The 23,347-nt window shown below is 48.8% G+C and carries 35 protein-coding genes and 1 other RNA gene; 13 read left to right on the top strand and 23 right to left on the bottom strand.

Going from position 1 to position 23,347, the window contains the following annotated elements:
- Nucleotides 1-15: 15 nt before the first annotated feature.
- The 15 genes from GN107_RS01075 to GN107_RS01005 form a co-directional block, all read right to left on the bottom strand.
- Nucleotides 16-528, bottom strand: a complete 513-nt coding sequence (locus tag GN107_RS01075; RefSeq protein ID WP_155286074.1) for a hypothetical protein — start codon at nt 526-528, stop codon at nt 16-18.
- A gap of 97 nt (nt 529-625) precedes the next feature.
- On the bottom strand, nt 626-1,168 hold the full coding sequence (gene ssb / locus GN107_RS01070) for a single-stranded DNA-binding protein (RefSeq protein ID WP_155286075.1): 543 nt from the start codon (nt 1,166-1,168) through the stop codon (nt 626-628).
- A 206-nt stretch (nt 1,169-1,374) separates the two neighbouring features.
- On the bottom strand, nt 1,375-1,545 hold the full coding sequence (locus GN107_RS01065) for a hypothetical protein (protein ID WP_155286076.1): 171 nt from the start codon (nt 1,543-1,545) through the stop codon (nt 1,375-1,377).
- Entirely contained in the window at nt 1,542-1,910 is a 369-nt protein-coding gene (locus GN107_RS01060) for a hypothetical protein (RefSeq protein WP_155286077.1), read from the bottom strand. The genes GN107_RS01065 and GN107_RS01060 overlap by 4 nt, the downstream gene beginning before the upstream one ends.
- Nucleotides 1,907-2,311 (bottom strand): RusA family crossover junction endodeoxyribonuclease, encoded by a 405-nt coding sequence (locus GN107_RS01055; RefSeq protein WP_155286078.1) that lies wholly within the window; start codon nt 2,309-2,311, stop codon nt 1,907-1,909. The genes GN107_RS01060 and GN107_RS01055 overlap by 4 nt, the downstream gene beginning before the upstream one ends.
- Nucleotides 2,308-3,201 carry a phage replication protein O gene (locus GN107_RS01050; protein ID WP_155286079.1) on the bottom strand — a complete coding sequence of 298 codons (894 nt, stop codon included), beginning with the start codon at nt 3,199-3,201 and terminating at the stop codon, nt 2,308-2,310. The genes GN107_RS01055 and GN107_RS01050 overlap by 4 nt, the downstream gene beginning before the upstream one ends.
- 11 nt (nt 3,202-3,212) lie before the next feature.
- The gene (locus tag GN107_RS01045) at nt 3,213-4,073 is read right to left on the bottom strand and encodes a PD-(D/E)XK nuclease-like domain-containing protein (RefSeq protein ID WP_308779390.1); all 861 of its coding nucleotides are present in this window, start codon (nt 4,071-4,073) and stop codon (nt 3,213-3,215) included.
- The gene (locus tag GN107_RS01040) at nt 3,991-4,944 is read right to left on the bottom strand and encodes a recombinase RecT (RefSeq protein WP_230678528.1); all 954 of its coding nucleotides are present in this window, start codon (nt 4,942-4,944) and stop codon (nt 3,991-3,993) included. The genes GN107_RS01045 and GN107_RS01040 overlap by 83 nt, the downstream gene beginning before the upstream one ends.
- Nucleotides 4,945-4,975: 31 nt before the next feature.
- Nucleotides 4,976-5,236: a hypothetical protein gene (locus GN107_RS01035; protein WP_155286081.1), complete on the bottom strand. Its 261-nt coding sequence runs from the start codon at nt 5,234-5,236 to the stop codon at nt 4,976-4,978.
- Nucleotides 5,233-5,400: a hypothetical protein gene (locus tag GN107_RS01030; RefSeq protein ID WP_155286082.1), complete on the bottom strand. Its 168-nt coding sequence runs from the start codon at nt 5,398-5,400 to the stop codon at nt 5,233-5,235. Before GN107_RS01030 ends, GN107_RS01035 begins: the two co-directional genes overlap by 4 nt.
- Nucleotides 5,401-5,402: 2 nt before the next feature.
- The gene (locus GN107_RS01025) at nt 5,403-5,696 is read right to left on the bottom strand and encodes a hypothetical protein (protein ID WP_155286083.1); all 294 of its coding nucleotides are present in this window, start codon (nt 5,694-5,696) and stop codon (nt 5,403-5,405) included.
- Nucleotides 5,675-6,226, bottom strand: a complete 552-nt coding sequence (locus tag GN107_RS01020) for a hypothetical protein (RefSeq protein WP_155286084.1) — start codon at nt 6,224-6,226, stop codon at nt 5,675-5,677. Before GN107_RS01020 ends, GN107_RS01025 begins: the two co-directional genes overlap by 22 nt.
- 70 nt (nt 6,227-6,296) lie before the next feature.
- A complete protein-coding gene (locus tag GN107_RS01015) occupies nt 6,297-6,461 on the bottom strand; it encodes a hypothetical protein (RefSeq protein ID WP_155286085.1) in 165 nt (54 codons plus the stop codon).
- 14 nt (nt 6,462-6,475) lie between these two features.
- A complete protein-coding gene (locus GN107_RS01010; RefSeq protein ID WP_155286086.1) occupies nt 6,476-6,793 on the bottom strand; it encodes a hypothetical protein in 318 nt (105 codons plus the stop codon).
- Between the two features lie 37 nt (nt 6,794-6,830).
- The gene (locus GN107_RS01005; RefSeq protein WP_155286087.1) at nt 6,831-7,055 is read right to left on the bottom strand and encodes a helix-turn-helix transcriptional regulator; all 225 of its coding nucleotides are present in this window, start codon (nt 7,053-7,055) and stop codon (nt 6,831-6,833) included.
- A 122-nt stretch (nt 7,056-7,177) separates the two neighbouring features.
- Between GN107_RS01005 and GN107_RS01000 the strand changes: the two genes are divergently transcribed.
- Together GN107_RS01000 and GN107_RS00995 are read left to right on the top strand one after the other, a co-directional pair.
- Nucleotides 7,178-7,762, top strand: a complete 585-nt coding sequence (locus GN107_RS01000) for a helix-turn-helix domain-containing protein (RefSeq protein WP_196246208.1) — start codon at nt 7,178-7,180, stop codon at nt 7,760-7,762.
- Nucleotides 7,763-7,853: 91 nt separating this feature from the next.
- Nucleotides 7,854-8,258 (top strand): DUF2513 domain-containing protein, encoded by a 405-nt coding sequence (locus GN107_RS00995; RefSeq protein ID WP_196246209.1) that lies wholly within the window; start codon nt 7,854-7,856, stop codon nt 8,256-8,258.
- Here the strand turns inward: GN107_RS00995 and GN107_RS00990 are convergent.
- The gene (locus GN107_RS00990; protein WP_155286090.1) at nt 8,255-8,482 is read right to left on the bottom strand and encodes a hypothetical protein; all 228 of its coding nucleotides are present in this window, start codon (nt 8,480-8,482) and stop codon (nt 8,255-8,257) included. The genes GN107_RS00995 and GN107_RS00990 overlap by 4 nt on opposite strands.
- Before the next feature lie 12 nt (nt 8,483-8,494).
- Nucleotides 8,495-9,280: a phage antirepressor gene (locus GN107_RS00985; RefSeq protein ID WP_155286091.1), complete on the bottom strand. Its 786-nt coding sequence runs from the start codon at nt 9,278-9,280 to the stop codon at nt 8,495-8,497.
- 67 nt (nt 9,281-9,347) lie between these two features.
- Between GN107_RS00985 and GN107_RS00980 the strand changes: the two genes are divergently transcribed.
- Nucleotides 9,348-9,620 (top strand): hypothetical protein, encoded by a 273-nt coding sequence (locus GN107_RS00980; protein WP_155286092.1) that lies wholly within the window; start codon nt 9,348-9,350, stop codon nt 9,618-9,620.
- Here the strand turns inward: GN107_RS00980 and GN107_RS00975 are convergent.
- The gene (locus GN107_RS00975) at nt 9,615-9,833 is read right to left on the bottom strand and encodes a hypothetical protein (protein WP_155286093.1); all 219 of its coding nucleotides are present in this window, start codon (nt 9,831-9,833) and stop codon (nt 9,615-9,617) included. The two genes, GN107_RS00980 and GN107_RS00975, sit on opposite strands and share 6 nt — an antisense overlap.
- Before the next feature lie 11 nt (nt 9,834-9,844).
- Nucleotides 9,845-10,069, bottom strand: coding sequence for a helix-turn-helix transcriptional regulator (locus GN107_RS00970; RefSeq protein WP_155286094.1), 225 nt, complete (start codon nt 10,067-10,069; stop codon nt 9,845-9,847).
- A 142-nt stretch (nt 10,070-10,211) separates the two neighbouring features.
- On the opposite strand from GN107_RS00970, the gene GN107_RS00965 reads away from it, so the two are divergent.
- The 6 genes from GN107_RS00965 (at nt 10,212) to GN107_RS00940 (ending at nt 13,859) form a co-directional block, all read left to right on the top strand.
- Complete coding sequence (locus tag GN107_RS00965) at nt 10,212-10,616, top strand: helix-turn-helix domain-containing protein (protein WP_155286095.1); 405 nt, start codon at nt 10,212-10,214, stop codon at nt 10,614-10,616.
- Entirely contained in the window at nt 10,616-11,032 is a 417-nt protein-coding gene (locus GN107_RS00960; protein ID WP_196246210.1) for an ImmA/IrrE family metallo-endopeptidase, read from the top strand. Before GN107_RS00965 ends, GN107_RS00960 begins: the two co-directional genes overlap by 1 nt.
- A 13-nt stretch (nt 11,033-11,045) precedes the next feature.
- Nucleotides 11,046-11,507 carry a hypothetical protein gene (locus GN107_RS00955; RefSeq protein ID WP_155286097.1) on the top strand — a complete coding sequence of 154 codons (462 nt, stop codon included), beginning with the start codon at nt 11,046-11,048 and terminating at the stop codon, nt 11,505-11,507.
- Nucleotides 11,500-11,802 carry a hypothetical protein gene (locus tag GN107_RS11345; RefSeq protein ID WP_230678529.1) on the top strand — a complete coding sequence of 101 codons (303 nt, stop codon included), beginning with the start codon at nt 11,500-11,502 and terminating at the stop codon, nt 11,800-11,802. The genes GN107_RS00955 and GN107_RS11345 overlap by 8 nt, the downstream gene beginning before the upstream one ends.
- Nucleotides 11,803-11,969: 167 nt before the next feature.
- Entirely contained in the window at nt 11,970-12,542 is a 573-nt protein-coding gene (locus tag GN107_RS11340) for an SHOCT domain-containing protein (RefSeq protein ID WP_230678530.1), read from the top strand.
- 93 nt (nt 12,543-12,635) lie between these two features.
- Nucleotides 12,636-13,859 (top strand): tyrosine-type recombinase/integrase, encoded by a 1,224-nt coding sequence (locus tag GN107_RS00940; protein ID WP_155286098.1) that lies wholly within the window; start codon nt 12,636-12,638, stop codon nt 13,857-13,859.
- 103 nt (nt 13,860-13,962) lie between these two features.
- On the opposite strand, the gene GN107_RS00935 is transcribed toward GN107_RS00940, so the two are convergent.
- Nucleotides 13,963-15,303 carry a glucose-6-phosphate isomerase gene (locus GN107_RS00935; protein ID WP_155286099.1) on the bottom strand — a complete coding sequence of 447 codons (1,341 nt, stop codon included), beginning with the start codon at nt 15,301-15,303 and terminating at the stop codon, nt 13,963-13,965.
- A gap of 272 nt (nt 15,304-15,575) precedes the next feature.
- Complete coding sequence (locus tag GN107_RS00930) at nt 15,576-16,436, bottom strand: GRP family sugar transporter (RefSeq protein ID WP_155286100.1); 861 nt, start codon at nt 16,434-16,436, stop codon at nt 15,576-15,578.
- Nucleotides 16,437-16,752: 316 nt separating this feature from the next.
- Between GN107_RS00930 and GN107_RS00925 the strand changes: the two genes are divergently transcribed.
- Nucleotides 16,753-17,802, top strand: coding sequence for a tagatose 1,6-diphosphate aldolase (locus tag GN107_RS00925; RefSeq protein WP_155286101.1), 1,050 nt, complete (start codon nt 16,753-16,755; stop codon nt 17,800-17,802).
- A 367-nt stretch (nt 17,803-18,169) separates the two neighbouring features.
- Here the strand turns inward: GN107_RS00925 and GN107_RS00920 are convergent, their stop codons facing one another.
- Nucleotides 18,170-18,811: a VanZ family protein gene (locus tag GN107_RS00920; RefSeq protein WP_155286102.1), complete on the bottom strand. Its 642-nt coding sequence runs from the start codon at nt 18,809-18,811 to the stop codon at nt 18,170-18,172.
- Nucleotides 18,812-18,922: 111 nt separating this feature from the next.
- Between GN107_RS00920 and GN107_RS00915 the strand changes: the two genes are divergently transcribed.
- The 3 genes from GN107_RS00915 to GN107_RS00905 all read left to right on the top strand — a co-directional run bounded on the left by GN107_RS00915 (nt 18,923) and on the right by GN107_RS00905 (nt 22,729).
- Nucleotides 18,923-21,229, top strand: a complete 2,307-nt coding sequence (locus GN107_RS00915; protein WP_155286103.1) for an LTA synthase family protein — start codon at nt 18,923-18,925, stop codon at nt 21,227-21,229.
- Between the two features lie 155 nt (nt 21,230-21,384).
- Nucleotides 21,385-22,134: a hypothetical protein gene (locus GN107_RS00910; RefSeq protein WP_155286104.1), complete on the top strand. Its 750-nt coding sequence runs from the start codon at nt 21,385-21,387 to the stop codon at nt 22,132-22,134.
- A gap of 25 nt (nt 22,135-22,159) precedes the next feature.
- Complete coding sequence (locus GN107_RS00905) at nt 22,160-22,729, top strand: hypothetical protein (RefSeq protein WP_155286105.1); 570 nt, start codon at nt 22,160-22,162, stop codon at nt 22,727-22,729.
- A 117-nt stretch (nt 22,730-22,846) separates the two neighbouring features.
- Here GN107_RS00905 and ssrA read toward each other — a convergent pair.
- Nucleotides 22,847-23,217: a transfer-messenger RNA gene (gene ssrA / locus GN107_RS00900) on the bottom strand.
- Nucleotides 23,218-23,347: the final 130 nt, after the last annotated feature.

Raw genomic sequence — 23,347 nt, 5'->3', positions numbered from 1 at the left:
GATTTTTTCTCCTATCTAGCCTTCCGTTACGGCTGATTTCTGTTGTTTGCTTGCTTGTGCAAGGTACTTGTAAATTGTGGTCTTGGCTAGGTGCATTCGCCCAGCAATCTGCAAAGCGCTGAGGCCCTTTTGACGCAGGTCCCAGGCACGCTTCTGTCGCTGCTGCATCGAGTCGCGACTACGATAGGCTTGCTCAGCCATTGAGCTGATGTTGGCCTGTGTTGGGCCTTTGTGGTCCGGCTTGGAGATGACGCCGCCCTTACGTGGCTGAAATAAAATCTTCTCGATGTAGCGTTGGTTGATAACCGTCTTGCCTTGCAGTTCGCGCATAATCTCGTTGCTCTGTCCTGCTAGGTGGACTGACACGCTGTTTTCATAGCGGTTGATGACTACTGCATCAAAGCCGCCCTTGACGTGGCCCATCTGGGCGCTGCCTAGCTTCAAGCCACGACTAACGCGGATCGTGTCGCCGGGCTCAATGGTTTCAAATTCTTCAAAACTGATCTCTGATTGGTTTGTCGTCTTCATTGGATTCGTCCTCCTCGGCATCCCGGTCAGCCTTTTCGAGCTCATCGAGGTACTGGTCTAAATAAAATGTGTTTGCGTCAGGCATGATTAATCCTCCCTAAAAAGGTAAATCTGATTCATCAATATTGATTGGCTTGCCATTGTCAGCGAACGGATCAGGATTGGTTGGCTTCGCTGGTGCTTTGCTCTGTTGGCCCTGGTTGGCCGCAGGTGGAGTCTGGTGCTGCTGCGATTGCTGCTGGGCCTCATTGCCCGGCTTCCGGTCTACGGGGTCAGTCGGCGCTGTGCGGCCTTGCTGCTGATTCTGTGAGCTGTCGTGGTTACGACTCTCCAGCAGTGCAAAGTTATCAACGACCACTTCCGTAACGTAGACACGCTGGCCTTGTGCGTTGTCATAGGTCCGGGTAGCAATACGGCCCTCGACACCAATCAATACGCCTTTGTGTGTCAGGTTCGACAGGTTTTCGGCCTTCTTGCGCCATACCTGACATGAGATGAAGTCGGTCTCGCGTTCCCCGGCCGCGTTCGTAAACTGGCGGTCAACCGCAAGTGTAAAGGTGGCAACGGCGGTGCCGCTTTGTGTGTAGCGGAGTTCAGCGTCCTTAGTCAGTCGGCCAGTTAAGGCCACTTGGTTGATCATTCAAATTCCCCCCCAGCTATTCCATCGCAATTACTCGTACTGGTGTGGAAGGGTCCAGTGTGAATCTGAATCCTTTCTCCTCGCCGTAGATGCAAGTCAGAACAATTTGGTCATCCTCAAAGTGATCGACGCGCAGTAAGCTCGATGCAAACCGGCTCTCCCTAATCGCCGGTTGCACGATGCTACGCAGTTTGCACTTTGACAGTTCAATTGGCTTTTTCATGTGGTTCATCCCCATCACTGGCTGGTACGTCGCTAACTACAATCTTGAAGCGGCTGATTTCATCGAGTGTCTGCTTCAAGTCATGAGTTTGCGTACGAGCTCGTGTTAGCAGTGCCTCTAGTTCAAGCAGATTGGTACTCACTTGGCCCATCATTGCTGATCACCTGCTTTCGCTGTAGCAAGAATGGACTGAATCTTTTCGGCGATTTGCTCTGGACTCATAGTGTCCAGGTCAAACCCGAATACTTGCATGTCGTCTGGCACGGGCTCCTCATCGTCCTGAGCACCGGTTGCTTCGTCAATAATGCTTTGCGTGCCATCAATATCGACCATTGCGCTGCAAACAATGCTATTTGGCTTCTGTCCAAGGTCGTGGGCGCTATTAACTAAGCCGGCAAAAGTATCTGCGAGTGAATTTGCTAGCTTGTAGTTGCCCGCATCTTTGGTTGATTTATGTAACTCCGAAAGCAATAGCAATGCTTGAGCAACTGTGATTTTTACTGTTTGCATATTTTTCATGATTTAATCTCCTTGATTTCCACTTCGACACGGGGATCAGTGCTGTAAAACTTGCTGATGCGCGTCTCAACGATTTGGTTGTCATCGACCCACACAATGCCGGTCATGGCGTCCGTCACGGCTTTAAAAACATTGTCGATGTCGGGCTTAACAGCGGGTCTGATGGCTCCTGATTCTTTCTGTGCGTGCAGCTTCTTGCTGCCTGATTTTTGAATTGGCCGATAGATACGCATCCCCACAAACACTGGCTTAGTCAGCGGCTCACCGGAGTAGTCATGCAGTGCATAGCGCTTCACGAGATTCTTGTAAGCCTTAGACTTTGGCGGGTCGTAAGTACCCCAGCGTGTGACGCGAGGTCTTGCTTGTCCGATGGGTTCTCCTGGTATGGTGATGTGGATCATTTAGTCGCTCCTTCCGGTTCTGTGTCACCGTTTAGCGCGGCAAGCTTGGCGTTCAGTTCAGCTCGCTTTTTGTCGCTCACTTCCGGCTTGGGTGGCTGATAATCCTTGCTCATCCAATCCGGTTCTTTTTCCTTGCGTTGCTGTTTGTTACGGCTCAGGTAATTGCGGTTAGCTTGAGCAGCCATCTTGTCGTAGTCCTTGCGCAAGGCTGCGGCGGATAACACATTGCCTTGCCAAAAGCCGTCTTGCTGGCTCCAGTCGATCATGCCACTGATTTTCTTGTATTCACGCTTGTCTAGCTGGTGCATCTTGCGAATGTCATCTGCCCAATGCTGCAAGTTAGGTGCTTTGGTCTCAGGTAGTCGTTCCTGAATTTGATTCCAGAGTTTGAGCGCCAATTTGTATTCCTCGGACGCCTCGGCGTAAACCGGCTTCTTCGGTTTCGACGTGCTCTTTTTATTAGTCTTGTTGTAGTCGGTAGTAGTACAAGTACTTGGAGGCACTACTTCGGGCACTTTCTGAGGCACTACCTGAGGCACTAATTCGGTACTACCTGAGGCACTACCTGAGGCACTACTTCGGGCACTTTGGCCCTTTTCGCGGTATAGCTTTATGATTTGATACATAGGAACTGACGCGGATCTCTTGCCCGGCTTATACGTGATCAACCCACTTTGGACAAGCGCATTACGCGCTTCCTTCATGCCTCGGTCGGATAAGCCAGTTAGACTGGCAAGCGCCTCATTCTTGATCCCGAATTGCCCGTCCATCTTGCCTTCATCGTTCGCGTAATCAAGTAACTCGCGATACAAATTGTTTTGGCCAGATGAGATATTCAATTCAAGGAGTTTCAATGAGCGGTAAGCCCGTCGTTGCTTCCAATAGTCCAAAACGTCACCCCCTAATCAATCAGTTGGTCCATGCCAATGACCTCTAGGGATTTTGTGGAGCGGCAGTAGTCGCAGCGTTCACAGCGATGTGGCTGTTCCTGATGCGCTTTAACGGCCGCAATACGTGGCAATTTATCAATCATTTGCTGCATGGCGACGTCCATGTCATGCTGCTCAATTTCAATTGCCACCTTGTCGGGCGGGTCTTGCTTGGTGACCGCAATGATCACCGGCTGTGGTTTGACGCCCCAGCGCTGCTCAGACAAGCTTTGATAGATTGCCATCTGCAGCGGGTAGTTATAAGCCTCTATAAAGCTTCCCCATCTGTGCTCATCTTCAAGCCAGTGCTTTTTGTGCAAATCTTCGGTGGTCTTGAGGTCGAGCAGCAAAGCATGACTAGTCCAGATGCTATCGAGCTTGCCGATAAATGGAACGCCTGCAATCTTGCCCTGCAGCATTACCTCTTTGTGACCTCGGTAAAGCTCATTAAATCGCTCATCACTTTCTAAAGTCTCGATCATCCTGTCGGCCAGCTTGTACTTTGCTTTCAGCTGTCCCTTAGTCGTACCCTTACTAGCAATAATCTGCGGGTGCTCGGCAATAAACTGCTGATGAGCCTTGTCAGATTCAAAATAGGTATGCAGATACTGTCCAACCAGTAGCGGCTCTGAATCCTTGTCAGGCGTCCAGCGGCCTTCTAGCTCCGCTAGGGCCTCCGCTTCGCAGGCGGCGAACTTCTTGTACTGTGAAAAGCTCATGTAGCGCTTATCGGCTTCGTTGCTGTAATAGTTAGCCTTGGTCAGTCTCCATGGCTTCTTCTTCGTCTCCGGTTCCGGCGTCTTCTCCGGCCGGGGCGGCAGGTTCAGTGTCAAAGAGACTTCCTTGACTTGCTGCTGCGTCGGCTTCGTCGGTGTTACTATCGGTGCTTCCGTCATCTGGTGTTACCTCCTTAGCTGGTGCTGCCTGTTTCTGCTGCTTGACGCGCTTTGTGGCGGTATTGATCAGCTTGTCTACACTGGATTGCTTAGCAGTTGCGCTGTCGGTGACGTCCTTGCGTGGTGCATCATCGTCGTATTCATCGTGAGTGGTGTCGCTGACGGCTTTAACGAGCATGTCATTATCGACCGAAGTGTTGATGTACATTTTGGCTGCCCGGTTGAGCACGGTCCGCTGCGCCATCTCCTGTGGAAACTCGTTCTGCACCTTTTTGGTTTTGGCATGGCTCCATGACACGTCAATTTCCTTCTTGGTCATCACGGTGTAGTCCTTACTGCCGTCTTCCTTTACGATTACGGCAAAGGCCCCGACGATGGGCTTGTCTTGGTTTTCAAAGGACGGATTAAAGGTCTTGATGACCATGTGGCCTTGATCACCGCCGATGGAAAACTCGTCACCCTGGTGTACAACCTCAGCCCAAACATCCTTGATTTCTGGTAGTCGTTTGAGAACGGTAATGCTGCCAAAGTAGGAGCGCTGAAAGCTCAGTTGCTGACCGTAAGCGATGAAGTAGCCTTGATTCTTGGCTGGTGATAGTCCCTGAATTGCCATGTTGAGCAATGCCTGGGATTGTGAAGTTGGTGAAGTCCGTGATTGCAGCGATTGACCGCGTGTATCATCTGTCAGCATCAGCCAGGCGGCGTTAAGCGCGTTCGCAACACTGTAATCAGCTGGCAAGGTCAATCCCTGCTCCTTCTGCATCGCACCAATACGCGAAATCACGGTGTTTATCAGTTCATTTGCCATGTGTTATAATCTCCTTAGTGATTTAATTTCCTTAGATACTAAAGTCCGTAGCGGTTGCGCCCGCTTCGGGCTTTTTTTGTGTCCGATTGCTTAGCCTCACCATGATGCGGCTGCTAGGTTCAGCGGTTGGATCAAAGATAGGATTGCGACGGGCTGCGAAGCACTTACCTGCGTGAAACTCCTGTAGCTTGCGTGCTGTCCACTGCCGAGCCCAGGCGTATGAATCATCGCCGCCGTTGTCTTGCATGATGGCAGCTGTGAGGTGCTTGTCGCGTAATGACTTGATACTCATTTGTCTCCCTCCCAATCTAGGAACTTTGCTAAGCGCGGTGGCATCCGGAAGCTCTTGTATCCAAGCAGATGCGCCAGCTTGTGGGTTCTGCGCTCGTAGTTGATGAGTTCTAGCGCTACATACATATAGGCTGTGAAGCCAATTACTACCCAAAAGATGATCATTGCTAGCCCTCCTTAGCTTTTGAAGTGGTCCAACCGTTGTGCTCGTTCCACCATCTGATTGCCTTAGAAAGCGGGTAACGTCGGCTGCCGTTGACCTTGATGCTCGGAATTGGACGCTCACCGGTCATTGGATGAAGTGTCCAGCGGTTGATGGTCGGAATTGATACTTCCCAAAGTTCAGCTAGATACTGTGCGCTGGCCTGTTTCTCAGCGCGTGGCTTGTGTACACGCTTCGTAGGCGTTGAATTATTAGTTGGTGGCGCCGGTAAGATTCTTAAGCCCGTTCCTTGTGCCATTTAGGCTCATCCTCCTTCATGTAGTGCTCCTTCTTGTATAGAGGGAGTCGTGATTCAAATAGATCCATTGGCGATGTGCCAAGCTGCTGGCATACATTGGCGATGAGCGTCATGTCCATCACCGTACTGTCGAGTTTCTCAGCTAACCATTTCTTTAGCTTTCTACGGTCGCTGTCACTGAGCTCGTTAGTGCTAAGCAGCGTCCTAATATCGTTGTTCTCGTAGGATTGCTTTTCCTGCATTTCCTCGTGAGCATCATAGGAATCAAGTGCCGCCTTAGAATTGTGTTCCCACTTATCACCGTTAAAAGCTGTTAGCAGGCCCAGCATTGCGTGGCCTAACGACATTGATAGATCTGCATCGTTAAGTGCTGTGGCGATATCAATTGCCGTTCCGCCTGGAACGTTGGCACCGTGGATGTAATCATTTCCCGTTGATCTTGTAAGCCCTGCGTCGATTGCAATGGCTTTACGCGGCTCACCGGTCTTTTCAAGATGCCGGTGAAGCAATGTGCTCATTTGTAGTTTCATGTTTTTCACTCCCGAACTTTTTAGACGTGTTTGTCTGTACTAATCCGGTGCCAAACCACACATAATTGAGCTATGACATAGCCAGCGCATCAGAAGCCTGTTGCTCGATTGACCGCCGTACCAGCTTTACCTGGGTCATGAGATTGACGTCATCGAACGTCTCCCAGAAGTCTTTGGAAACTTCCGGCCGTGCCGTGGTCAGAAAATTAAGCATCTGCTCTCGTGTCATGTGCATGTGATCACCCCCTTTCATGGCTTCTTTGTTTCAAACAGTTTCTTGTACCGTTCAAACAAGGCTCTAGCTTCCGGCACCATGTCATCGGTTAGCTGACGAATATCCTTTAGGTCGTAACGTGACTTGATGATTGCTCGATAGCCGTTAATCAAGTTCGAACGTTGTTTGTTGGTCGAATAACCAAGGTCTTCTGGATAATACGTCGCCGCCCAGGCTTTGACCTCACTGTTCAGCTTTGCAACAGCGGGCGTTTGTTGATTAGATCGTTCTGCTAACCGCTCATCAACCCGTTGGTCGATGAGCTTACTAAGTTGCTCTTCGGAAATTTCCATTAACTAACAGTTCCTTTCACGAATTAATGCGAATGGATTACTGGAAAAAAATAGCATCAATTGTTAACCCCTGATCCACACGTTGTTGGAACAACGTACGCATTTTCAATTTTTCCTTGTCTGTGAACGCGTTAATACCGCGTTCTTTCATGTTGTAGGTCTGCCTAGTAATCCCTAAGTAGCTGGCAACATCGCCTTGCGTCATGTGTGCCATGACTCGATAACCGGCTACCTTACCTTTACCGCCAATGTGTGCTGGCATGATACACTTCCTTTCCCGTATCATCTTTACAAGAATGATACTACGCGTATATTTACGAATGTCAATAATAATTCGCATAATCTCGAATGTTTTTTGCTAAAATAGTCTTGGAGGTACTGAAAATGGCATACACGGTTGAACAGAAGAAACAGATTGGTCAACGCATCAGCAATGTGCGTAATAATATGGGATTAACTATGAGCGAATTTGGTCGCCGTATTGGTAACGTCTCTCAAAGTATTGTCACCAGATGGGAAAACGGTACATCCGTTCCTTCTGCAGAACGCTTAAAACGAATTTCCGAAATTGCCGGGGTTTCAACCGACTGGCTTCTTAATGGTGAACAAGTAGACGTCGCTGAACTTGTTTACCAGCTTGGCAAGAAAACACTTGATGAGGCCAAACAACGTGGCGATGATGTTTCATCAATCAACCTAGCCAACGTTTTTCTAAATCAAATTATCGCTAGTCCAAAATCAGGTACTGAACAGAAAATGGCTCATGATTTAGAACTACTAATTGGTAATATCTACGCTGCTAAAACACTCCTCAACTCGAAGAAATTGGAAACCGAAGCTTACGTAGCCGAAGCAGACAACTTATACGATGATGCTTCAAATAATTTAGCTGGGATTTTTGGCGGTTTTAGAATGCTTGCTCACGAAAAAGATGGCCGCTCTGAATCTCCAAATGGTCGTGACCAATGATGGAGCGTGTTCGCAAAGCTCTGACTGACGAGGACTAATCGACGGAACACCGACGGTTAATTCATGCCATGCAAGCTGAAAGGTGAAAATCTTGAAATTAGATCATGAATGCATCCGAGACTTTTTGTTGGAATATGAGGATAAAGGCCCCGGTCACAAATACGAAACAATAGATAACCTGGCAAATTACAACGCCTATAAGAAGTACGGAGCCAATCAACTCATCTATGTCATCGACAAGCTAATCGAAGCTGGGTTTCTCGAAGGCCAAGTTCAATGGGATGATTATCAAGGAGTAGCAACAACGTGTTCCATAGTTGCCATCACCTATTCCGGACATGAATTACTAGACACCATCCGAGACAACAAAGTTTGGAGAAAAACCAAAGAAGCATTGGCAGACTTTTCGTCCACTGCCGTCTCAACAGTTGGTACCGTCGCCAAGTCATATGTGCTTGCTAAGATTGCCGAAAAGACGGGCCTCAAGCTCTATTAATCACCCAGGTCTAACAGCTGTGGAGCTTTGTCGAGCCTGAATTCTGTACCATCTACGATGAGATATAAGTTGTCCTTGCATTCAGGAAACTTGATTACGAGTCTCCGGTACTCATCAGGCGGTATTAGAACTGAACTATATCCAGATGAGCTTCCGTAAGTTACAGGAACTAGCTCTCCTGCTTCGTCCTTAAAGCAATAGGCAAAATTTTTTAGTGGCTTCATGTGATCACCTCCTTAATTTTCGGCAGCTCTAGCATCAGACGAGCCAAGCAGCTTGTTGATGAAGTATTGCTGACCCTTGCCGGTAACCTTTGGCGTCTTGCTAATGGTGGTCCGGCCATCTGAATGTGTGATTACAGTTTCCTTGATGCTGAAAAGGCCCATCTCCATAGCTTTCTGTGTTGGTGAGTTGTAATCAGCACCGTGGCGTTTAACCAGGTAACCGTTGCTACGCATCCAGTTGAAAAGTCGTTTGCCACCAATCTGATAGCCGTTCTGACGGATTAACTTTGCGAGATCGTTTATCAAGATTGTGGTGTTGCTGACCGATACTGCATCGGCAAAGAACGCTTTGGGCTTCATAACTGCGACTTGATTTTCAGCAGCTTGCCGCTGGTTTCGTTCATCAGCCAATGCATTAAGCACCTTAGCAAAATTAGCAGGGTCTTGCATGACTTCCATAATCGTTTCGCCAGTCATGTACGCGCCGTGTTTACGAACCGACGGGAGAACTTCACTTGTCACCCAGTGCTTAAACTTCTTTGCACTGGGAAGCTTGCTGCTTAACACGAGGCTGTACATTCCAGATTCGCTGATAACAGTCATTTCTCGAGCCTGACCTGAGGTCGTGATTCGCGACCTCAGCTTGTCATCAGCATCGACGTGCTTTTGAAGCGCATCTTTCGTATTGCTATAGCCAAGAGCTTCAGCAATGTCCTTACCAACGAAATACGGTTCGCCGTTTACATCAACGGTGCGTACCGTCCAGCCGCTTGAACTAAATACTTGTAAGTCGTTCATATGCTTACCTCCTCCATATTGAAATGCGATACACTTGGCTCATCTCTGCAAAAGGAGGTGAGCACACATGGCAAAGTACTTGATTACCTTCCTGCCAGATCCTGACTTCAACGGAAAACTTGAATCATCACTCAGGGCAAAGGCTGAATCCCTCTCCGCCAAGAAACGAGTTCAGATAATGCCTTATCAAGTTGCTGTTGAAACCGACATGGATATTGACGAAGTTGTTAAGTACCTACAACCCGAAGCTGACAAAGTTCGAACATCTGTGGTTCGCTTCGACGAACTGAGAACCACTGATTTACGTTCAAACGAGATAATTAAGTTTCGAGGGTTATAAGGCACTGCAACGTTCTCGGTACTCGCGGTAATGCTTCATGTATTGCTCTTCGCTAACCGCTGGCCCTCTAAAGGCCATGCCGGTAAACAGCGAATCTTTGGAGGCTACAACTTCGGTTGGAGTCTCCTCTTTTTCTCGATTAGCAATGCGGCGTTCCAGCTCCCGAATGAGTTCCAATTCGGAAAACTTGTCTAGTTCATCTTTACTGCTCATTTCCTCGCCTCCTAGGTTGTGATTTTCTTAGGTGTCGATTCGTTACCATCAGTATCAAAAAAATAAGTCCACTCTACTTTCAGCGCCGCACCTAGCCGCTTAGCAACAGGCACGCTTGGATTGCGGTTGCCATTCTCAATCATTGTGTAGGCTGGGCGGCTAAGCTTTGCCTGTTCAGCAACTTGCTCCTGAGTCATTCCTGATTCTTCGCGTAAATCCTTTAACCAGGTTCGCATTTTTTCACCCTCTTCATGTATCACTTCGTTACGCTTATTATAGTACGTCACACATCGTTACTTGTAAACCTCTAAAAGTAACAAATCGAAACTTTATTTTATGTAACCGTCTGTTACCATAGCAGCATAAGGAGGTGCCGTAATGTTACCAGAAAGACTTAAAGAACTGCGTACCGCCAAGCGGCTCACACAAGAAGATGTTGCTAAATTTTTGGGCATTACGCGGCCCGCTTATACAGCTTATGAGAGCGGCACACGTCAACCGGACGATACCACCAAGATGAAGCTCGCCAAGTACTATGGTGTAACTGTTGATTACCTATTAGGAGTGAACAACACCCCGGTTTGGGCTACACCGAAGCAGGTCACTGACCTAAAGCAGTGGCTCGACGATCCTGATGCGATGGACGGCTTTTCTTTTGGCGGTGCTGATTTGACCGAAGAAGAAAAAGAAAAGCTCAAGCTGTCCATGACGCAGATATTCTGGGACCGTCTAAATCTCAAACGCATGCCGATGCGCTCAGATGATAAAGGTGATGGTAAATAGTGGTAGACGATAAAGTTACGCCTGAACGGTTGGCGCTATTTGTCAGCAAGCGCTATGGCACACCTAATCCCTGGCAGCTAGTCGAGCGACTCGGCATCGACGTGAAGTACACGCCTGCCCTATCCGGCGACAAGCTGGGACGGACGTGCTTTCCACCAATGGGTGCACCGCTCATCTGGTTGGCTGAGTCCATCAAGGGCAGTCCGCTCAAAACTAGAGTGTTAGCACATGAGCTGGGACATGCGCTCCTGCATGATGGAACAGCTGCTTACTATAGAGTTGCCGACCGTGGGATCAGTAAGGCCGAAAATGAGGCGGAGCGTTTCGCCCTGACCTTGCTGACAGAATTGTATGAAGACGAAACAGGCCGCCTACCGGAAACGATAAGCGACCTAGAAAATATGTATGGAATGTAAAGGTGATGATCAAATGGATTCAAATATTTTAAAACCTGCTAGTCTCGTCTTCCTTGAATTCAAGCAAGACGATAAAGAGGTTCGCTATTTGACTTTGCCTGAACAAAGCCCCTTAGTTTGGGATACTTCCTTTTCAGTCCGAATTGGTAAATTGCCGGAGCCAACCATGCATCTCTTCATGACCAGCTACATTTTAGACGATTCCGGAATTCCTTCAATTGCAAGCCAATGGACTGGTATGGTTGAATCAGATGAAAAAAATCCCTTCAATCTTACAATTCCTAACACCTTTTTTTGGATAACGGACGATATTAACAATCCCGGTAAAAAACTTATTGAGCCGCCTAATTTTGCAATATTTGAACTAGCATTCGTTAGTAGCCTTCATTACCCAGACAAAAACAATGAGCTCGCTGCAAAGATTAAAGCTGGAACGTTTTTCAATACTGCGATTGAGGTAAAACACAATGGGTAATGCCGACAAAAAAAGCAACGTTAGCCAGTTTCACACACCAGTCAATCCATACAGTGCTTCCTCATCCCAAAAAAGGGATAATGGTGGCGGAGGTGATGGACCTATGGACAAATACGTAACCAAAAAGCACCTGCGCCACAAGCTGTCCCAACTTGAATCAAATTTAGACAAAAGCATAGATTCTAAGATTGACCGAGCTGCCTTGAAAGCAATCAAATGGACTGTTGGTACTGCGATAGCCATAGTTGCAGCAACGTCAGGCATCGTCATCTTTGTGCTGACGCATCTCAAGTAGACATCAAAAAAAGCCCCGGCCTGGGAGCCGGAGCAATCTCGATAGTCAACTAAAGAATGAAGTGATGCAGATGAAGAACATTTCTGATGGCTTCACCCGCACAATTACATGGTTAAGATAGTCTGATAAGTCACACGTGTCAAACAAATATCTCTGGGGGAAGAGAAATGAAGATTGAAAAGATTTCCGAGCAGCTCAAAAAGTATGGCTATCCGGAAGACCCAAGCACTACCGTATACCTCGAAGCCATCAATGGGTTGAAAGGCTTTCTAGGCAATTACGCAGCCTTTACAGATAAGTACTACTGCGCTAGTTTCCAAAGAAACGGCATTTTCTTCATGGGTATGGGCACTATGCGCCGTTTTAAAGGCACAACTCAATTTGTTGATTATAAGGACGTTAGCGATGTGACCGTAAAGAGTGCAAAGCTAATTAATGGTCGCATGCTGTTAAACGCCGACAAAATGCAGATCTTTGATGGTAACGGTGGCAAACAAGCTTACATTTGCTACACGTCATTCGTTGGTGAACCCTATTGGAAACAGAATATTGAGAATGCTATGGCTGTAGTAGCCGCATGGCCGCCAATGGCAGAGCGTATAAAGCAACCTGCTCCTGCTGCTCAGCCGGAAGCAAAGTCAGTTCCCGACCAACTTCGTGACTACAAGAAACTTGTTGATGATGGCGTTATTACCCAGGATGAATTTGATGCAAAGAAAAAAGAGCTACTGAATCTGTAGCCTGATCAGCCCGGAAACGGGCTTTTCTTTAACGTTCCGTCTGAACATACGTTCGGATAAACCGATTCATTTATCCAGAAAGGGAGGCATAACATGGCGTCAATAAACAGTTACACAACAAAATCCGGCAAAGTGAAGTACGAAGTCCGGGGATATGCTGGAATTAATAAAGGCACCGGCAAGCAAAATAACTACCACAAAGCTGGTTTTGATTATGCCAAAGATGCCAGGGCTTGGGGCCGGGCCAAAGAAAACGAGCTCATCAATGATAAGCAACACAATTCATATCGTCCAAATATGTTGCTTGCCACTTGGCTCCGAGAATGGGTCAAGAAGTACAAGGTCAACGTCAAGGAAGGCAGCATGATCGTTTACCGCTACCAGATTGAACACTACCTAATTCCAGATATCGGCAATTATCGACTTTATGAGTACACGCCCATCGAGCACCAGAAATATATCCTGGGGCTCTTGAACCACGGCGGTAAGGATGGCACACCACTGTCCAGAAACAGTGTCAATGTAATCAACGCCACCCTGCATGCGGCATTGGGCAAAGCCGCACGTCTTGGCATTATCAAAAATAATCCGACTGTTGGTGTTGAGTTCCCCCGCCAAGGCTCTCAGCCCAAACTGCTCCGCTACTGGACTGTTGACCAGGCGGACGAATTTTTAGATGCTGTAAAGCACCACAAAGAGCCCAACAAAATTTGGTATCCATTCTTCTTGCTACTGATTGACACCGGCTTGCGTAAAGGCGAAGCTATGGCTCTACAATGGGACGATTTCGATTTGGGAGCAAACACAGTCAGCGTCAACAAAACACGGCTCTATCGCAAAGAAAAAGGCAAGTATAAAAGCAACATAATCCTCGACGATCCTAAATCAAAAGCATCAGTACGCACGGTTGCACTCACTCCTCGCTTAGTTTCCGCGTTATGGGCCCTAAACCGAATATACTTCAACAACCGTCCTACCATTGCACACGGCCGTTCCATGTTTCCTGGTGGCAGCGAGTTTGTCTTTCGATACACCAGCAAGCGTAGCTTTGGGTCTGTAATTCGAGAATCCTCAGTCAATCATGCATTTACGCGACTCTGTGAATTAGTAGACCTGCCCAACATCACCGTTCATGACCTGCGGCATACCCACGCAGTTGCTCTCCGAGAAGCTGGAGTATCCCTTGACGACATTCGGGGAGTGCTCGGTCACAGTAGCGTTCAAACTACAGAAATTTACGCCGAGATCACTCCCAAGGTTGTCGAAAACGCCAGTGAGAAATACATCAAATATTTGAATCAGCACGAAAAAAAATAGGCCCTCTTTCGAGGGTCTATCCTTTTTTCTATACTTTTTACGGTTTCGGCTCATTTATTGCTCTAGCAATGAGATGCACTCGTAACCGCTCAAAGCCTTGGTATTACAGGCGGGAGTTAAGTTCCTTAGTCTTTTCTTCGTAGCCAGGACGGCCAAGAAGAGCAAACATGTTGGACTTGTATTCTTCAACACCTGGCTGGTCGAATGGGTTGATCCCGTTCAGGTAGCCAGATACAGCAACAGCTGCTTCGAAGAAGTAAATCAAGTAGCCAAGGGTGTAAGCGTCTTGCTGAGGAATGTTGACGGTCATAACTGGCACGCCACCATCTGTGTGGGCAAGGACAACCCCTTCGTAGGCCTTACGGTTAACTTCGGCCATGGTCTTGCCTTCAAGGTACTTAAGGCCATCAAGGTTCTCGGATTCAACCGGGATGTTGATGTCGCGGTTAGGCTTGTCGACCCAGACAACGGTCTCCATGAGGTTCCGGCGGCCTTCCTGGATGTACTGGCCCAAACTGTGCAAGTCGGTACTGAAGTTAGCGGATGAAGGGTAAATGCTCTTCTGATCCTTACCTTCAGATTCACCCATGAGCTGCTTCCACCATTCGCCGAAGTACTGGAGTGTTGGCTCGTAGTTTTCAAGCAATTCGGTGGTGTAACCCTTGCGGTACAAAATGTTGCGGAGTGCGGCGTACTGGTAAGCCTCGTTCTTGCTGAGGTCATCTGAGCTGTATTCGGTGCGAGCATCTGCGGCACCCTTCATCAGGGAGTCGATGTCGAGACCGGCAACGGCGATTGGGAGCAGACCAACAGCGGAAAGAACGGAGAAGCGGCCACCCAAGTCATCAGGAACAACGAATTCCTGGTAACCTTCAGCGTCAGCCTCAACCTTCAGGGCACCCTTGGCCCGGTCGGTTGTTGCGTAGATGCGCTTGCTTGCTTCTTCCTTACCGTACTTAGCAACCAGCTTCGCCTTCAAAACGCGGAATGCGATTGAAGGTTCGGTTGTGGTACCGGACTTGCTGATGCAGTTGATGGAGAAGTCGCGGTCGCCAATGACGTCAAGCAGGTCAGCAAGGTAGCTGCTGCTGATTGAGTTGCCGGCGAAGTAAACTTCTGGCATCTTGCGAGCTGGGTCCGCGTTCCGGAAGGTGTGGCTAAGGAAATCAATTGCGGCCCGGGCACCGAGGTATGAACCACCGATTCCGATAGCAACGAAGACTTCGGAGTCATCCTGAATCTTCTTAGCAGCTGCCTTGATGCGGGCGAATTCGTCCTTATCGTAGTTAACTGGCAGGTCCAAGAAGCCACGGAAGTCGCTACCAGCACCTGTTCCCTGACGCAGTTCCTGGTCAGCAGCTGTGACCATTGCCTGCATCTGTCCGAGTTCGTTTGGGTGTACAAACTTACTCAACTTAGATGAATCAAAAGAAATATGAGCCATTTGTCGGTTCCTCCTAATTTTCACTAAAACCATGATTTACTCTAGACGCATATGAGTCAAAAAGCAAGAAACACGCGCAATCTGAACAAGCAATTTTGCTATTTTGTCGCAGGCAAGCAGTTTAGTGGCACCGATTCTTTCTATATATATGGGGATCAACACTAAGCTTTTGCGCTCACAATTCGCCCCGTCCTGGCAAACAAAACAGACAGCCGCGTCGTGGTCACCACCACTACGCAACTGCCTGTCGGTTAATTATTTGATTGCTGCGGTTAAGCCTTCATGATCCCGAGGATGACCCCACCGGCAATCACCAGTATGCTCCCAATCGTGACGTACATCATCTCCCGCTTGGTCTTGTGCTCGCCAAGGTAGAAAATGCTCCCGTATGTGGAAATAACAATTCCCATCTGGGAGAAGGAAAACGCGATTGCCAAACCAACATCCTTAGTTGCAATCAGCATGAAGATGTTCCCCACGCCCCAGAACAGACCGGTAATGATGTTCTTAGCTGTCGCTTTGGCAACTGGCTGGTGCTTGGCTGCGAAGATGAGCGCGCCGATCACCATCCCGATACTCTGGGGCAGGACAACGGCAGTTGCGTTCAGGTTACCGGCGGTGTACACGATCGTGTAGCCAGCGTAACCAATTGTTGAAATAATCAGTGCCTGAATCCCAGTGGCCATCGCGCTCTTGCTTTCCGCCGCCTGGTTGGGGTTCTTTTCCCGCTTGGAGGTCATGGCAGCACCAGCAATCAGAACGACCATTGCCAAAATACCGAGGGTGACATCCTTACCGGTATGCCATTCGTGGAACAACAACGCTCCAGCAAGGGTGTTCGCTGTGAGCTGCAAACCAGTGGAAATCGGGGTGGTCATGGAGACACCGATTGCCTTCATTGAGCGGAACTGGTTTGACTGTCCGAGGGCCCAGAACAACCCGGAGACGATCCCAAAAAGCCAGGTTTTGCCGTCGATTGCTGGCTGGACGAAGATGAAGGTCCCGATGCCGAAGAGCAAGGCACCTAAGGTCATCCCCAAAGTTTGTTGGTACGCATTTCCACCCAGTTTACCGCTGACCAGGCCAATTGACCCCCACGCAATCGCGGGAATCAGTGCAATTAAAATACCCATTATTGTTACTCGTCTCCTTTATCTTATGAAATACGTAATGATTTTGCTAAAAGACTAAAATTCACTTTTATGCATTTACGAATCAGACAAGTTATTCTAGCTGAAACTTTGAAAACGTGCAAGCGTTTTTGGCAGTGTCATTAACGCCTTTCTCATGCAGCCTCATTGTTTGCCCTCACTAGTGAGTTTTCAAGAAAGAGCGTTTCCTAAATTTTCTGAAAGCGTATGAACTCGCTTTAGACTTGATTGTCACCAATACTTTTTGTACAATGAGTTTGTTAAAACAATGTCTAATGTCTCTGGAGGGATATATCTCATGGCAAAGAAAACCATTACACGTGGTAAGTTTGACAAGTTGCAGCAGTTGTCCAACAAGAACGGTGTCATTGCCGCTCTTGCCATCGACCAGCGCGGCTCGATGAAGAAGATGATGAAGGCTGCCGACGACAAAGCCGGTGCTGAATACAGCCTTGATCAGATTTACAAGTTCAAGGAACTCGTTTCCAAGGAACTGACTAAGTACGCTTCATCCATTTTGACCGATGAAGAACTTGGCTTCAAAGCAATGACTGCTAAGGATCCTAACTCAGGTTTGATCCTTTCCTACGAGAAGACCGGTTACGATGTTACAACCGTTGGCCGCTTCCCAGAACTGCTACACGAAGAAAGCATGACTCGTCTTGCTGCTAAGGGTGCCGATGCCGCTAAGGTACTGGTTTACTACAACCCGCACGACAAGCCAGAAATCAACAACATCAAGCACGCCTTCGTTGAGCGCCTTGCTAACGAAGCTCGCGGAGCTGATTTGCCTCTATTCCTCGAAATTGTTACCTACGATGACGAAATTCCTGATGCAAAGAGCTACGAATACGCTAAGGCAAAGCCATCCCTGGTCCTTGACGCAATGAAGGAATTCACCAAGTCCAAGTATGGCGTTGACGTCATCAAGGCTGAAGTTCCTGTCAACTGGGCCTTCGTTGAAGGTCACACTGCAGACGGTGTTAAGGCTGCCTACACTGAAGAAGAAGCTGCTAAGTACTTCAAGGAAATGAACGACATTGTTGATCGTCCATTCATCTACCTGTCAGCTGGTGTTTCCGCACAGACATTCCGTGAAGAACTCACATTTGCCGGCGAGGCTGGAAACAAGTTCAACGGTATCCTCTGTGGCCGTGCTACATGGCGCGATGGTATCCAGGTCTTCGCTGACGGCGGTGAAGAAGCACTTACCAAGTGGCTGGAAACAACTGGTAAGGGTAACGTTGAAGAACTCAACGCCATCCTTGACAAGTACGCTAAGCCTTGGTACGAATGGTACGGTGGTCTCGACAACATCAACGTTGTTGACCCAGTCGTTACCGACTAATTTAGTCAATAATATTAAAGAGCCTTGGGAGATTTTTCCCAAGGCTCTTTTTTTATGGTCCTGCAATGTAATTCGCATCTGCTAGGTAACAGTGCTCCATTACGTGGTGCACGTTTGCCTTTAATCAAAAAAAGCCGTCACAATGAAGAGCTTCGAGTCGACGTTGGCCATCGCTGCCGGCCGACTCCTGACCGTTCGTAATCATGGTGAGGAGTCGGCCTGTAAACGTGGTCCACAATGCAGCTCCTTCCGCTTAGCCTAAAACTAGGTGTATTCCCAAAGTTCAGGGAATACACCTAGTTTTTGCTAATGCTCAGAAGCTGACCGCATTGTGGCCCACTCTCCAGTGCGATCCAAAAAATTATGATTATTTTGTCTGCTTACTCCCCCGCCGGATCAGCCGCCAGAAAGCCGCCAAGATTGCGAAAACAAGGTAGCCCAAGACAACCCCAATCGTGTTGAAAATCCAGTCGTCGATATCAGTAATCCCGGTAATCAGGAAGAACTGCATGGTCTCGATGGCAAGTGACATCAAACTGCCAAACACGATGGTCCGCAGCATTCGGCGCTTGCGTCGCATTAGTCCGGGGGCCAGCAAACCGAACGGAACGAACCAAGCAATATTACCGAAGGATTGGTAATAGAAGTCGAACATCGTCGCGCCTTGGGTCAATTTCAGCGTTTCCACTAGGGGCTGCCAGTTGATCACAGTCAGTGACCGGTGCAGATGCCATACGAGCTGCCACGGGTAATAATAAGTCCCGCGGAACACGGTGAGAAACCAAACCAACAGGACGTACGCCACGAAGATAAACAGTAATAACTCCCGCCAGAAGTTCACTCTCCGCCGGCGTAACAGTAAATATAGGCCGCGCGCGCAGAGAAACAGTAATAAATAGAGAATGGTTTTGTCCAAACTGAGCATTACCAGTCTGATCAAGGGAAAATGATTAATGTGTGCCGCATAATGGGCGTATAAATTGCGATAAACTGGTCCCAAGAAAATCATTCTATTCTCCTCCGCACCTATTGTAGCAAATATCCTCAGTTATCCGGTATACCTTAGCAAATAATTACGAACGGGCTGAAGTAATTGCTTGGTACTGCTCGCAAAGGTAAAATGATAAGGACACTGAGAAGGGAGGCCAGCTTTTTGGCCAAGAAATTGCAAGCTTTCGCGCAGAAACGGATCGGCTTTCTCACCATTTTGCTCCTACTGATTTGGGTTAAAACCATTTACGCCTACCTGTTTGACTTCAGCTTAGGTGCCGAGAACATTCTGCAGTACTTTATTCTACTGATTAATCCGCTCGGCACAAGCATTTTGCTGTTGTCCATCGCGATGTACGTGCACAATTCGAAGCGAGCTTACATCACCGGCTTGATCATTTACACCGCACTAACGGTCCTGCTACTCGCCAATGTCCTCTACTACCGCGAGTTCACCGACTTCTTAACGGTGAACACGATTCTCAGCGTTGGCAAAGTCGCACAGGGCCTGGGCAAAAATAGTGCGTCCATGTTTCAGCCGCGAGACCTCGTCTTCCTGCTTGATTACATCGTGGTGCTAACAATTTACGTCATTGCTGGCATTAAGAATATCATCGCCTTCCTGAACCACAAACAGGTGAGGTGGCCCGGACCGCATTTTGCAAAACCAAGTGCTAACACAACTACGCAGCCACCCCACTTGCCACTGGCGACAACTGTGCTGGGTGTAGCCCTGCTCACCCTGACGATGGCCGTCAGCGAACTGAACCGCCCGCAACTGCTGACCAGAACCTTTGACCGGGCATTTATCGTCAAGTATTTGGGTCTGGCCCCCTTCACCGTGTACGACGGCTTTAAAACCGCCCAGACCAGCCAGGTGCGGGCACAAGCCAGCAGTGCGGACATGGCCAAAGTGCTGCAGTACACCCAGAAGAAGTACGCCGCCCCCAACATGGAGTATTATGGCGCGGCTAAGGGTAAGAACGTGATCATCATTCACCTCGAATCCTTCCAGCAATTCCTGATTGGTCAGAAAATCGACGGCCAGGAGGTTACGCCCTTCCTCAATTCACTCGTTAAGAATAAAAACGCTCTGAGCTTTGACAACTTCTTTAACCAGGTCGGCCTGGGCAAAACCAGTGACGCTGAGAACATGCTGGAAACCAGCACTTTTGGGATCACTAGTGGTTCCCTGTTCGCCAACGTCGGCTCTGACAACACCTTCCAGGGTGCCCCGGCAATTCTGAACCAGCGGGCCGGCTACAGTACCGCCGCCCTGCACGGCGGAGTGGGTAGCTTCTGGAACCGGGATGGCGCGTACAAGAGCCTGGGTTATCAATACTTCTTTGACAACGACTACTTCCAACACAGCACCGAGATGAACACGGAGTACGGTATCAAGGATAAGCTGATGTTGGGAGAAAGTGCCCGCTATTTGGAGCACCTGCAGCAACCCTTCTATGCCAAAATCATCACGACTAGCAACCACTTTCCCTTCACCATCGATGACGAGGACAGCAGTTTTCCGGACGCTGGTACCAACGATGTGACCGTCAACGATTACTTCAAGACGGCCAACTACCTTGACTCGGCGCTGAAAGAATTCTTCGCATACCTGAAAAAGAGTGGCCTGGCGAAGAATTCGCTTGTGATGCTTTATGGTGATCATTACGGAATCGCTGACGACCGTTACAAGAACATGGCGCAGCTAGTGGGCAAGAATCCGAAGAAATGGAATGATTTTGACGACGCCCAAATGCAACGCGTACCGCTCATTTTCTATTCACCAGGGCTCAAGGGCGGCGTTAACAACACGTACGGCGGTGAAATCGACGTCCTGCCCACCCTCCTGCACCTGCTCGGAATCAGCACCAACAATTACGTCCAATTCGGGACGGACCTGCTCAGTGACGCCCACAGCTCCGTGGTTGCCCAGCGGAATCACGATTTCATAACGCCTGAATACACGGTGATTGGTGGGGAAGCCTACCTGAATGCCAACGGCGAACGAATCAGTCCAGATCTAGAAACCAGAATGATGCTCAAGGCCGACCAGAAACAGGTCAACACCGAGCTGCGCCTGTCCGATTCCATCGCGAACCGCAACCTCTTGCGTTTTTACACACCGCAAGGCTTCACACCGGTCAACACGAAGGAAATCGACTACAGTAATTCCCTGCAGCGCCTCCTGCAAACAGAAGCACATCCTGGCAGTACCAGCCTGTATTCACAGCGCAAAGATAAGAGCACGGTGCCGCTCTACAGCACCGACGCTCCCGAAATCAAGGGTGACAGTTCCATCCTGAGTGAATTCCCGGAAGCGGTTGGCAAACAATTGCGGGGGACTGATGAAGCTGGTAACACCGACGCGAAGAATTCAGAAGCTGATGTTACTTCAAGCAGCACTTCGAGCAGTAAATCTTCCAGCAGTAAATAATTGATCCAAAGGTAACGCGTCCCCGCTTGGCACTAATTGCGGGAGCGCGTTTTCTTGTTTCGGGCCAAAAATAGTCACTCGGAACAATATATCTGCAATCTATTCATAATTTGTTCACGATTGGCCACTATACTGGACTCCAATGAGGTGACATAATGCGTTTTTTTGAGCGAATGTTCATGGGCATCAAATATCACAAACGGGTGCACATCATCGCCTTAGTCATGGCAATTTTGTTCACCATCAGCGGGCTGTTCTTTCAGACCAACCTGATGCTCGAAAATTTAACCAGCAATAACTTTACGAAGCGGCTCGAAGAGTTCCCCCGGGATATTCTGGAACAAGTTAACAGTGCCAGTTCAGTGATCATGACCGCGCACCACCACCAGCAGCAATTTTATCTGACGGGCTTCTGGATCACCGTTACCGCGTTTGCGGTCGTCACGATTGCACTAGCCGTCATGCTGCTGCGGTCACGCCGCGCAGAAACGCAAGCGTACTTGGTCGCGGGTAAGTCCAGTGCCGACATCGCGCTGCAGGGGGCCCTTGAGTCCCTGACCGTCTTTGTGACCGGGTTTACGATCACCGCCCTCGTCTCCTTGCTCAGTTCCGGTTTTCTAGTGAACTTGATCAATGAACAGAACCGCACGGCGTTTATCGCCGCGTTCAGCCGGGGTGATTCAGGCGGCCTGGCGATTATCAAAACTAGCCTGGCGGTCCTGTTCCAGAACCGCGTGACCGACTTTAATATTCACGGCTTGCTTTATGGTCGCGGTTTGGTCGACCACATGCTGGACGGTCCGGCGGGTTACAGCATCAGTTTTGCCTTTGGAGCCGTCATCGTGGTTCTCGTCAATTTTGTCGTTACTTATGTCCAAGCGTTCCGGATGCGGGCGCAACTATAACTGCTTTACCAGCGGGAGGTAGCCTATGTTCTTTAAATCAAAATATCGCCCAAATGTTGCCATCAATTCCCTATTTGATCAGGCCGGGGTTTATTTTATCAAGCGCCCCGCCGGCCGGGACCTTAATCAGCAGTTACAAGCCTACGTGCGGGAGCTAATGCGCAGTGGCCTCATCCGTGAGGTGGGCATTGTGCTCGATAAGAGTGCCCTGGTCCCTTACCTCAGTGTGCGCTCCAACCTGTTCATTCAGGGCCGCGTCCATGATTTGGACCTGTTGCCGCGCGAGATGCGGAATGATGTCCACTTTCTTGAGGAAAAAGCTGCCGATTTGGGCGAGCTGCAGCGGATTTACGTGGAATTCTTCCGCAGCGTCCTCAGTGGCAAACGCTACGTCCTCATGACCGACGTGCTTGCCAAGCTGAGCTCACCGGAAGGCAGGCAAATGCTGGAAGTCTTCCGGCACTGCGTTCGCCAGCTTGGCGTGTCCCTCATCCTGTTCACGAGCGATGCCACTTTGCTACGGGACAACCCGCAAAGTAGCCTGCAGACGCCACCACCACTGACGGTAGATAGTAAGCAGCAGGAACTGAACTAAAACGGTCCTCAAAAGGTACTCAAGCGTTCAAAATTATGCGAAAGTTACCGGAACAAAAAAATAGGAATGCTGATTTAACAGCATTCCTTGGGTTCCGCAGAATCCCACTTAACGGGAAAATGGAGATGAGGGGAATCGAACCCCTGTCCACCGACCCCACCAACACACAGGTCTACACTCATAGGTGATCTACTTAAAATTTCGCGAACTGGGCACGCCGATCATCATGGCAACCCCCAGCCCGCTAACCTGCTAATCTCTTGTCAGAACTTCAGGTGGCGACGCTGACCGTAGTCCAATTAATTTGAGACCTAGATCCGACCCTTGGACAAAGCCGGTTAGATCACGCATTGCTTACTTATTAGGCAGCGAGTGCGTAAGATGTTTCATTGTTGTTTGCAGTTAATAAACTGTTCCGTTGTTAACGGAGCCGAGCCTCCGAAGTGCACCACATGCGTGAATGTCGGTGTCGAGACCATTACATCCCCGTTAATATGCACAATAACGATAACATCTGCACCGACTTTTGTCAAAAGCCGCCTGAAATGCTAGGATTCATGCATCAATACAATTAGAATAATACTTGGAGAAGTTGATTGCCCCCACGTCATTGTCAGG

Source organism: Lacticaseibacillus zhaodongensis, from assembly GCF_009687905.1.
GTDB classification, from domain to species: domain Bacteria; phylum Bacillota; class Bacilli; order Lactobacillales; family Lactobacillaceae; genus Lacticaseibacillus; species Lacticaseibacillus zhaodongensis.
The sequence above is the reverse complement of the archived record's forward strand: the minus strand, read 5'-3'. Positions and strand labels throughout refer to the sequence as shown.

What these genes read in the sequence shown, in the direction of transcription:
- GN107_RS11345 (WP_230678529.1), top strand. Translation starts at nt 11,500, where the DNA reads ATGGGTAATGCCGACAAAAAAAGCAACGTTAGCCAGTTTCACACACCA.
- GN107_RS01025 (WP_155286083.1), bottom strand. Translation starts at nt 5,696, where the DNA reads ATGGCACAAGGAACGGGCTTAAGAATCTTACCGGCGCCACCAACTAAT.
- GN107_RS00915 (WP_155286103.1), top strand. Translation starts at nt 18,923, where the DNA reads ATGATAAGGACACTGAGAAGGGAGGCCAGCTTTTTGGCCAAGAAATTG.
- GN107_RS01075 (WP_155286074.1), bottom strand. Translation starts at nt 528, where the DNA reads ATGAAGACGACAAACCAATCAGAGATCAGTTTTGAAGAATTTGAAACC.
- GN107_RS01035 (WP_155286081.1), bottom strand. Translation starts at nt 5,236, where the DNA reads ATGAGTATCAAGTCATTACGCGACAAGCACCTCACAGCTGCCATCATG.
- GN107_RS01015 (WP_155286085.1), bottom strand. Translation starts at nt 6,461, where the DNA reads ATGCACATGACACGAGAGCAGATGCTTAATTTTCTGACCACGGCACGG.
- GN107_RS00910 (WP_155286104.1), top strand. Translation starts at nt 21,385, where the DNA reads ATGCGTTTTTTTGAGCGAATGTTCATGGGCATCAAATATCACAAACGG.
- GN107_RS01055 (WP_155286078.1), bottom strand. Translation starts at nt 2,311, where the DNA reads ATGATCCACATCACCATACCAGGAGAACCCATCGGACAAGCAAGACCT.
- GN107_RS00975 (WP_155286093.1), bottom strand. Translation starts at nt 9,833, where the DNA reads ATGAGCAGTAAAGATGAACTAGACAAGTTTTCCGAATTGGAACTCATT.
- GN107_RS01030 (WP_155286082.1), bottom strand. Translation starts at nt 5,400, where the DNA reads ATGATCATCTTTTGGGTAGTAATTGGCTTCACAGCCTATATGTATGTA.
- ssb (WP_155286075.1), bottom strand. Translation starts at nt 1,168, where the DNA reads ATGATCAACCAAGTGGCCTTAACTGGCCGACTGACTAAGGACGCTGAA.
- GN107_RS01005 (WP_155286087.1), bottom strand. Translation starts at nt 7,055, where the DNA reads ATGCCAGCACACATTGGCGGTAAAGGTAAGGTAGCCGGTTATCGAGTC.
- GN107_RS01010 (WP_155286086.1), bottom strand. Translation starts at nt 6,793, where the DNA reads ATGGAAATTTCCGAAGAGCAACTTAGTAAGCTCATCGACCAACGGGTT.
- GN107_RS00980 (WP_155286092.1), top strand. Translation starts at nt 9,348, where the DNA reads ATGGCAAAGTACTTGATTACCTTCCTGCCAGATCCTGACTTCAACGGA.
- GN107_RS00940 (WP_155286098.1), top strand. Translation starts at nt 12,636, where the DNA reads ATGGCGTCAATAAACAGTTACACAACAAAATCCGGCAAAGTGAAGTAC.
- GN107_RS01000 (WP_196246208.1), top strand. Translation starts at nt 7,178, where the DNA reads ATGGCATACACGGTTGAACAGAAGAAACAGATTGGTCAACGCATCAGC.
- GN107_RS00920 (WP_155286102.1), bottom strand. Translation starts at nt 18,811, where the DNA reads ATGATTTTCTTGGGACCAGTTTATCGCAATTTATACGCCCATTATGCG.
- GN107_RS00965 (WP_155286095.1), top strand. Translation starts at nt 10,212, where the DNA reads ATGTTACCAGAAAGACTTAAAGAACTGCGTACCGCCAAGCGGCTCACA.
- GN107_RS00970 (WP_155286094.1), bottom strand. Translation starts at nt 10,069, where the DNA reads ATGCGAACCTGGTTAAAGGATTTACGCGAAGAATCAGGAATGACTCAG.
- GN107_RS00985 (WP_155286091.1), bottom strand. Translation starts at nt 9,280, where the DNA reads ATGAACGACTTACAAGTATTTAGTTCAAGCGGCTGGACGGTACGCACC.
- GN107_RS01040 (WP_230678528.1), bottom strand. Translation starts at nt 4,944, where the DNA reads ATGGCAAATGAACTGATAAACACCGTGATTTCGCGTATTGGTGCGATG.
- GN107_RS00935 (WP_155286099.1), bottom strand. Translation starts at nt 15,303, where the DNA reads ATGGCTCATATTTCTTTTGATTCATCTAAGTTGAGTAAGTTTGTACAC.
- GN107_RS00955 (WP_155286097.1), top strand. Translation starts at nt 11,046, where the DNA reads ATGGATTCAAATATTTTAAAACCTGCTAGTCTCGTCTTCCTTGAATTC.
- GN107_RS00930 (WP_155286100.1), bottom strand. Translation starts at nt 16,436, where the DNA reads ATGGGTATTTTAATTGCACTGATTCCCGCGATTGCGTGGGGGTCAATT.
- GN107_RS00905 (WP_155286105.1), top strand. Translation starts at nt 22,160, where the DNA reads ATGTTCTTTAAATCAAAATATCGCCCAAATGTTGCCATCAATTCCCTA.
- GN107_RS01065 (WP_155286076.1), bottom strand. Translation starts at nt 1,545, where the DNA reads ATGATGGGCCAAGTGAGTACCAATCTGCTTGAACTAGAGGCACTGCTA.
- GN107_RS00925 (WP_155286101.1), top strand. Translation starts at nt 16,753, where the DNA reads ATGGCAAAGAAAACCATTACACGTGGTAAGTTTGACAAGTTGCAGCAG.
- GN107_RS11340 (WP_230678530.1), top strand. Translation starts at nt 11,970, where the DNA reads ATGAAGATTGAAAAGATTTCCGAGCAGCTCAAAAAGTATGGCTATCCG.
- GN107_RS01020 (WP_155286084.1), bottom strand. Translation starts at nt 6,226, where the DNA reads ATGAAACTACAAATGAGCACATTGCTTCACCGGCATCTTGAAAAGACC.
- GN107_RS00990 (WP_155286090.1), bottom strand. Translation starts at nt 8,482, where the DNA reads ATGAAGCCACTAAAAAATTTTGCCTATTGCTTTAAGGACGAAGCAGGA.
- GN107_RS01060 (WP_155286077.1), bottom strand. Translation starts at nt 1,910, where the DNA reads ATGAAAAATATGCAAACAGTAAAAATCACAGTTGCTCAAGCATTGCTA.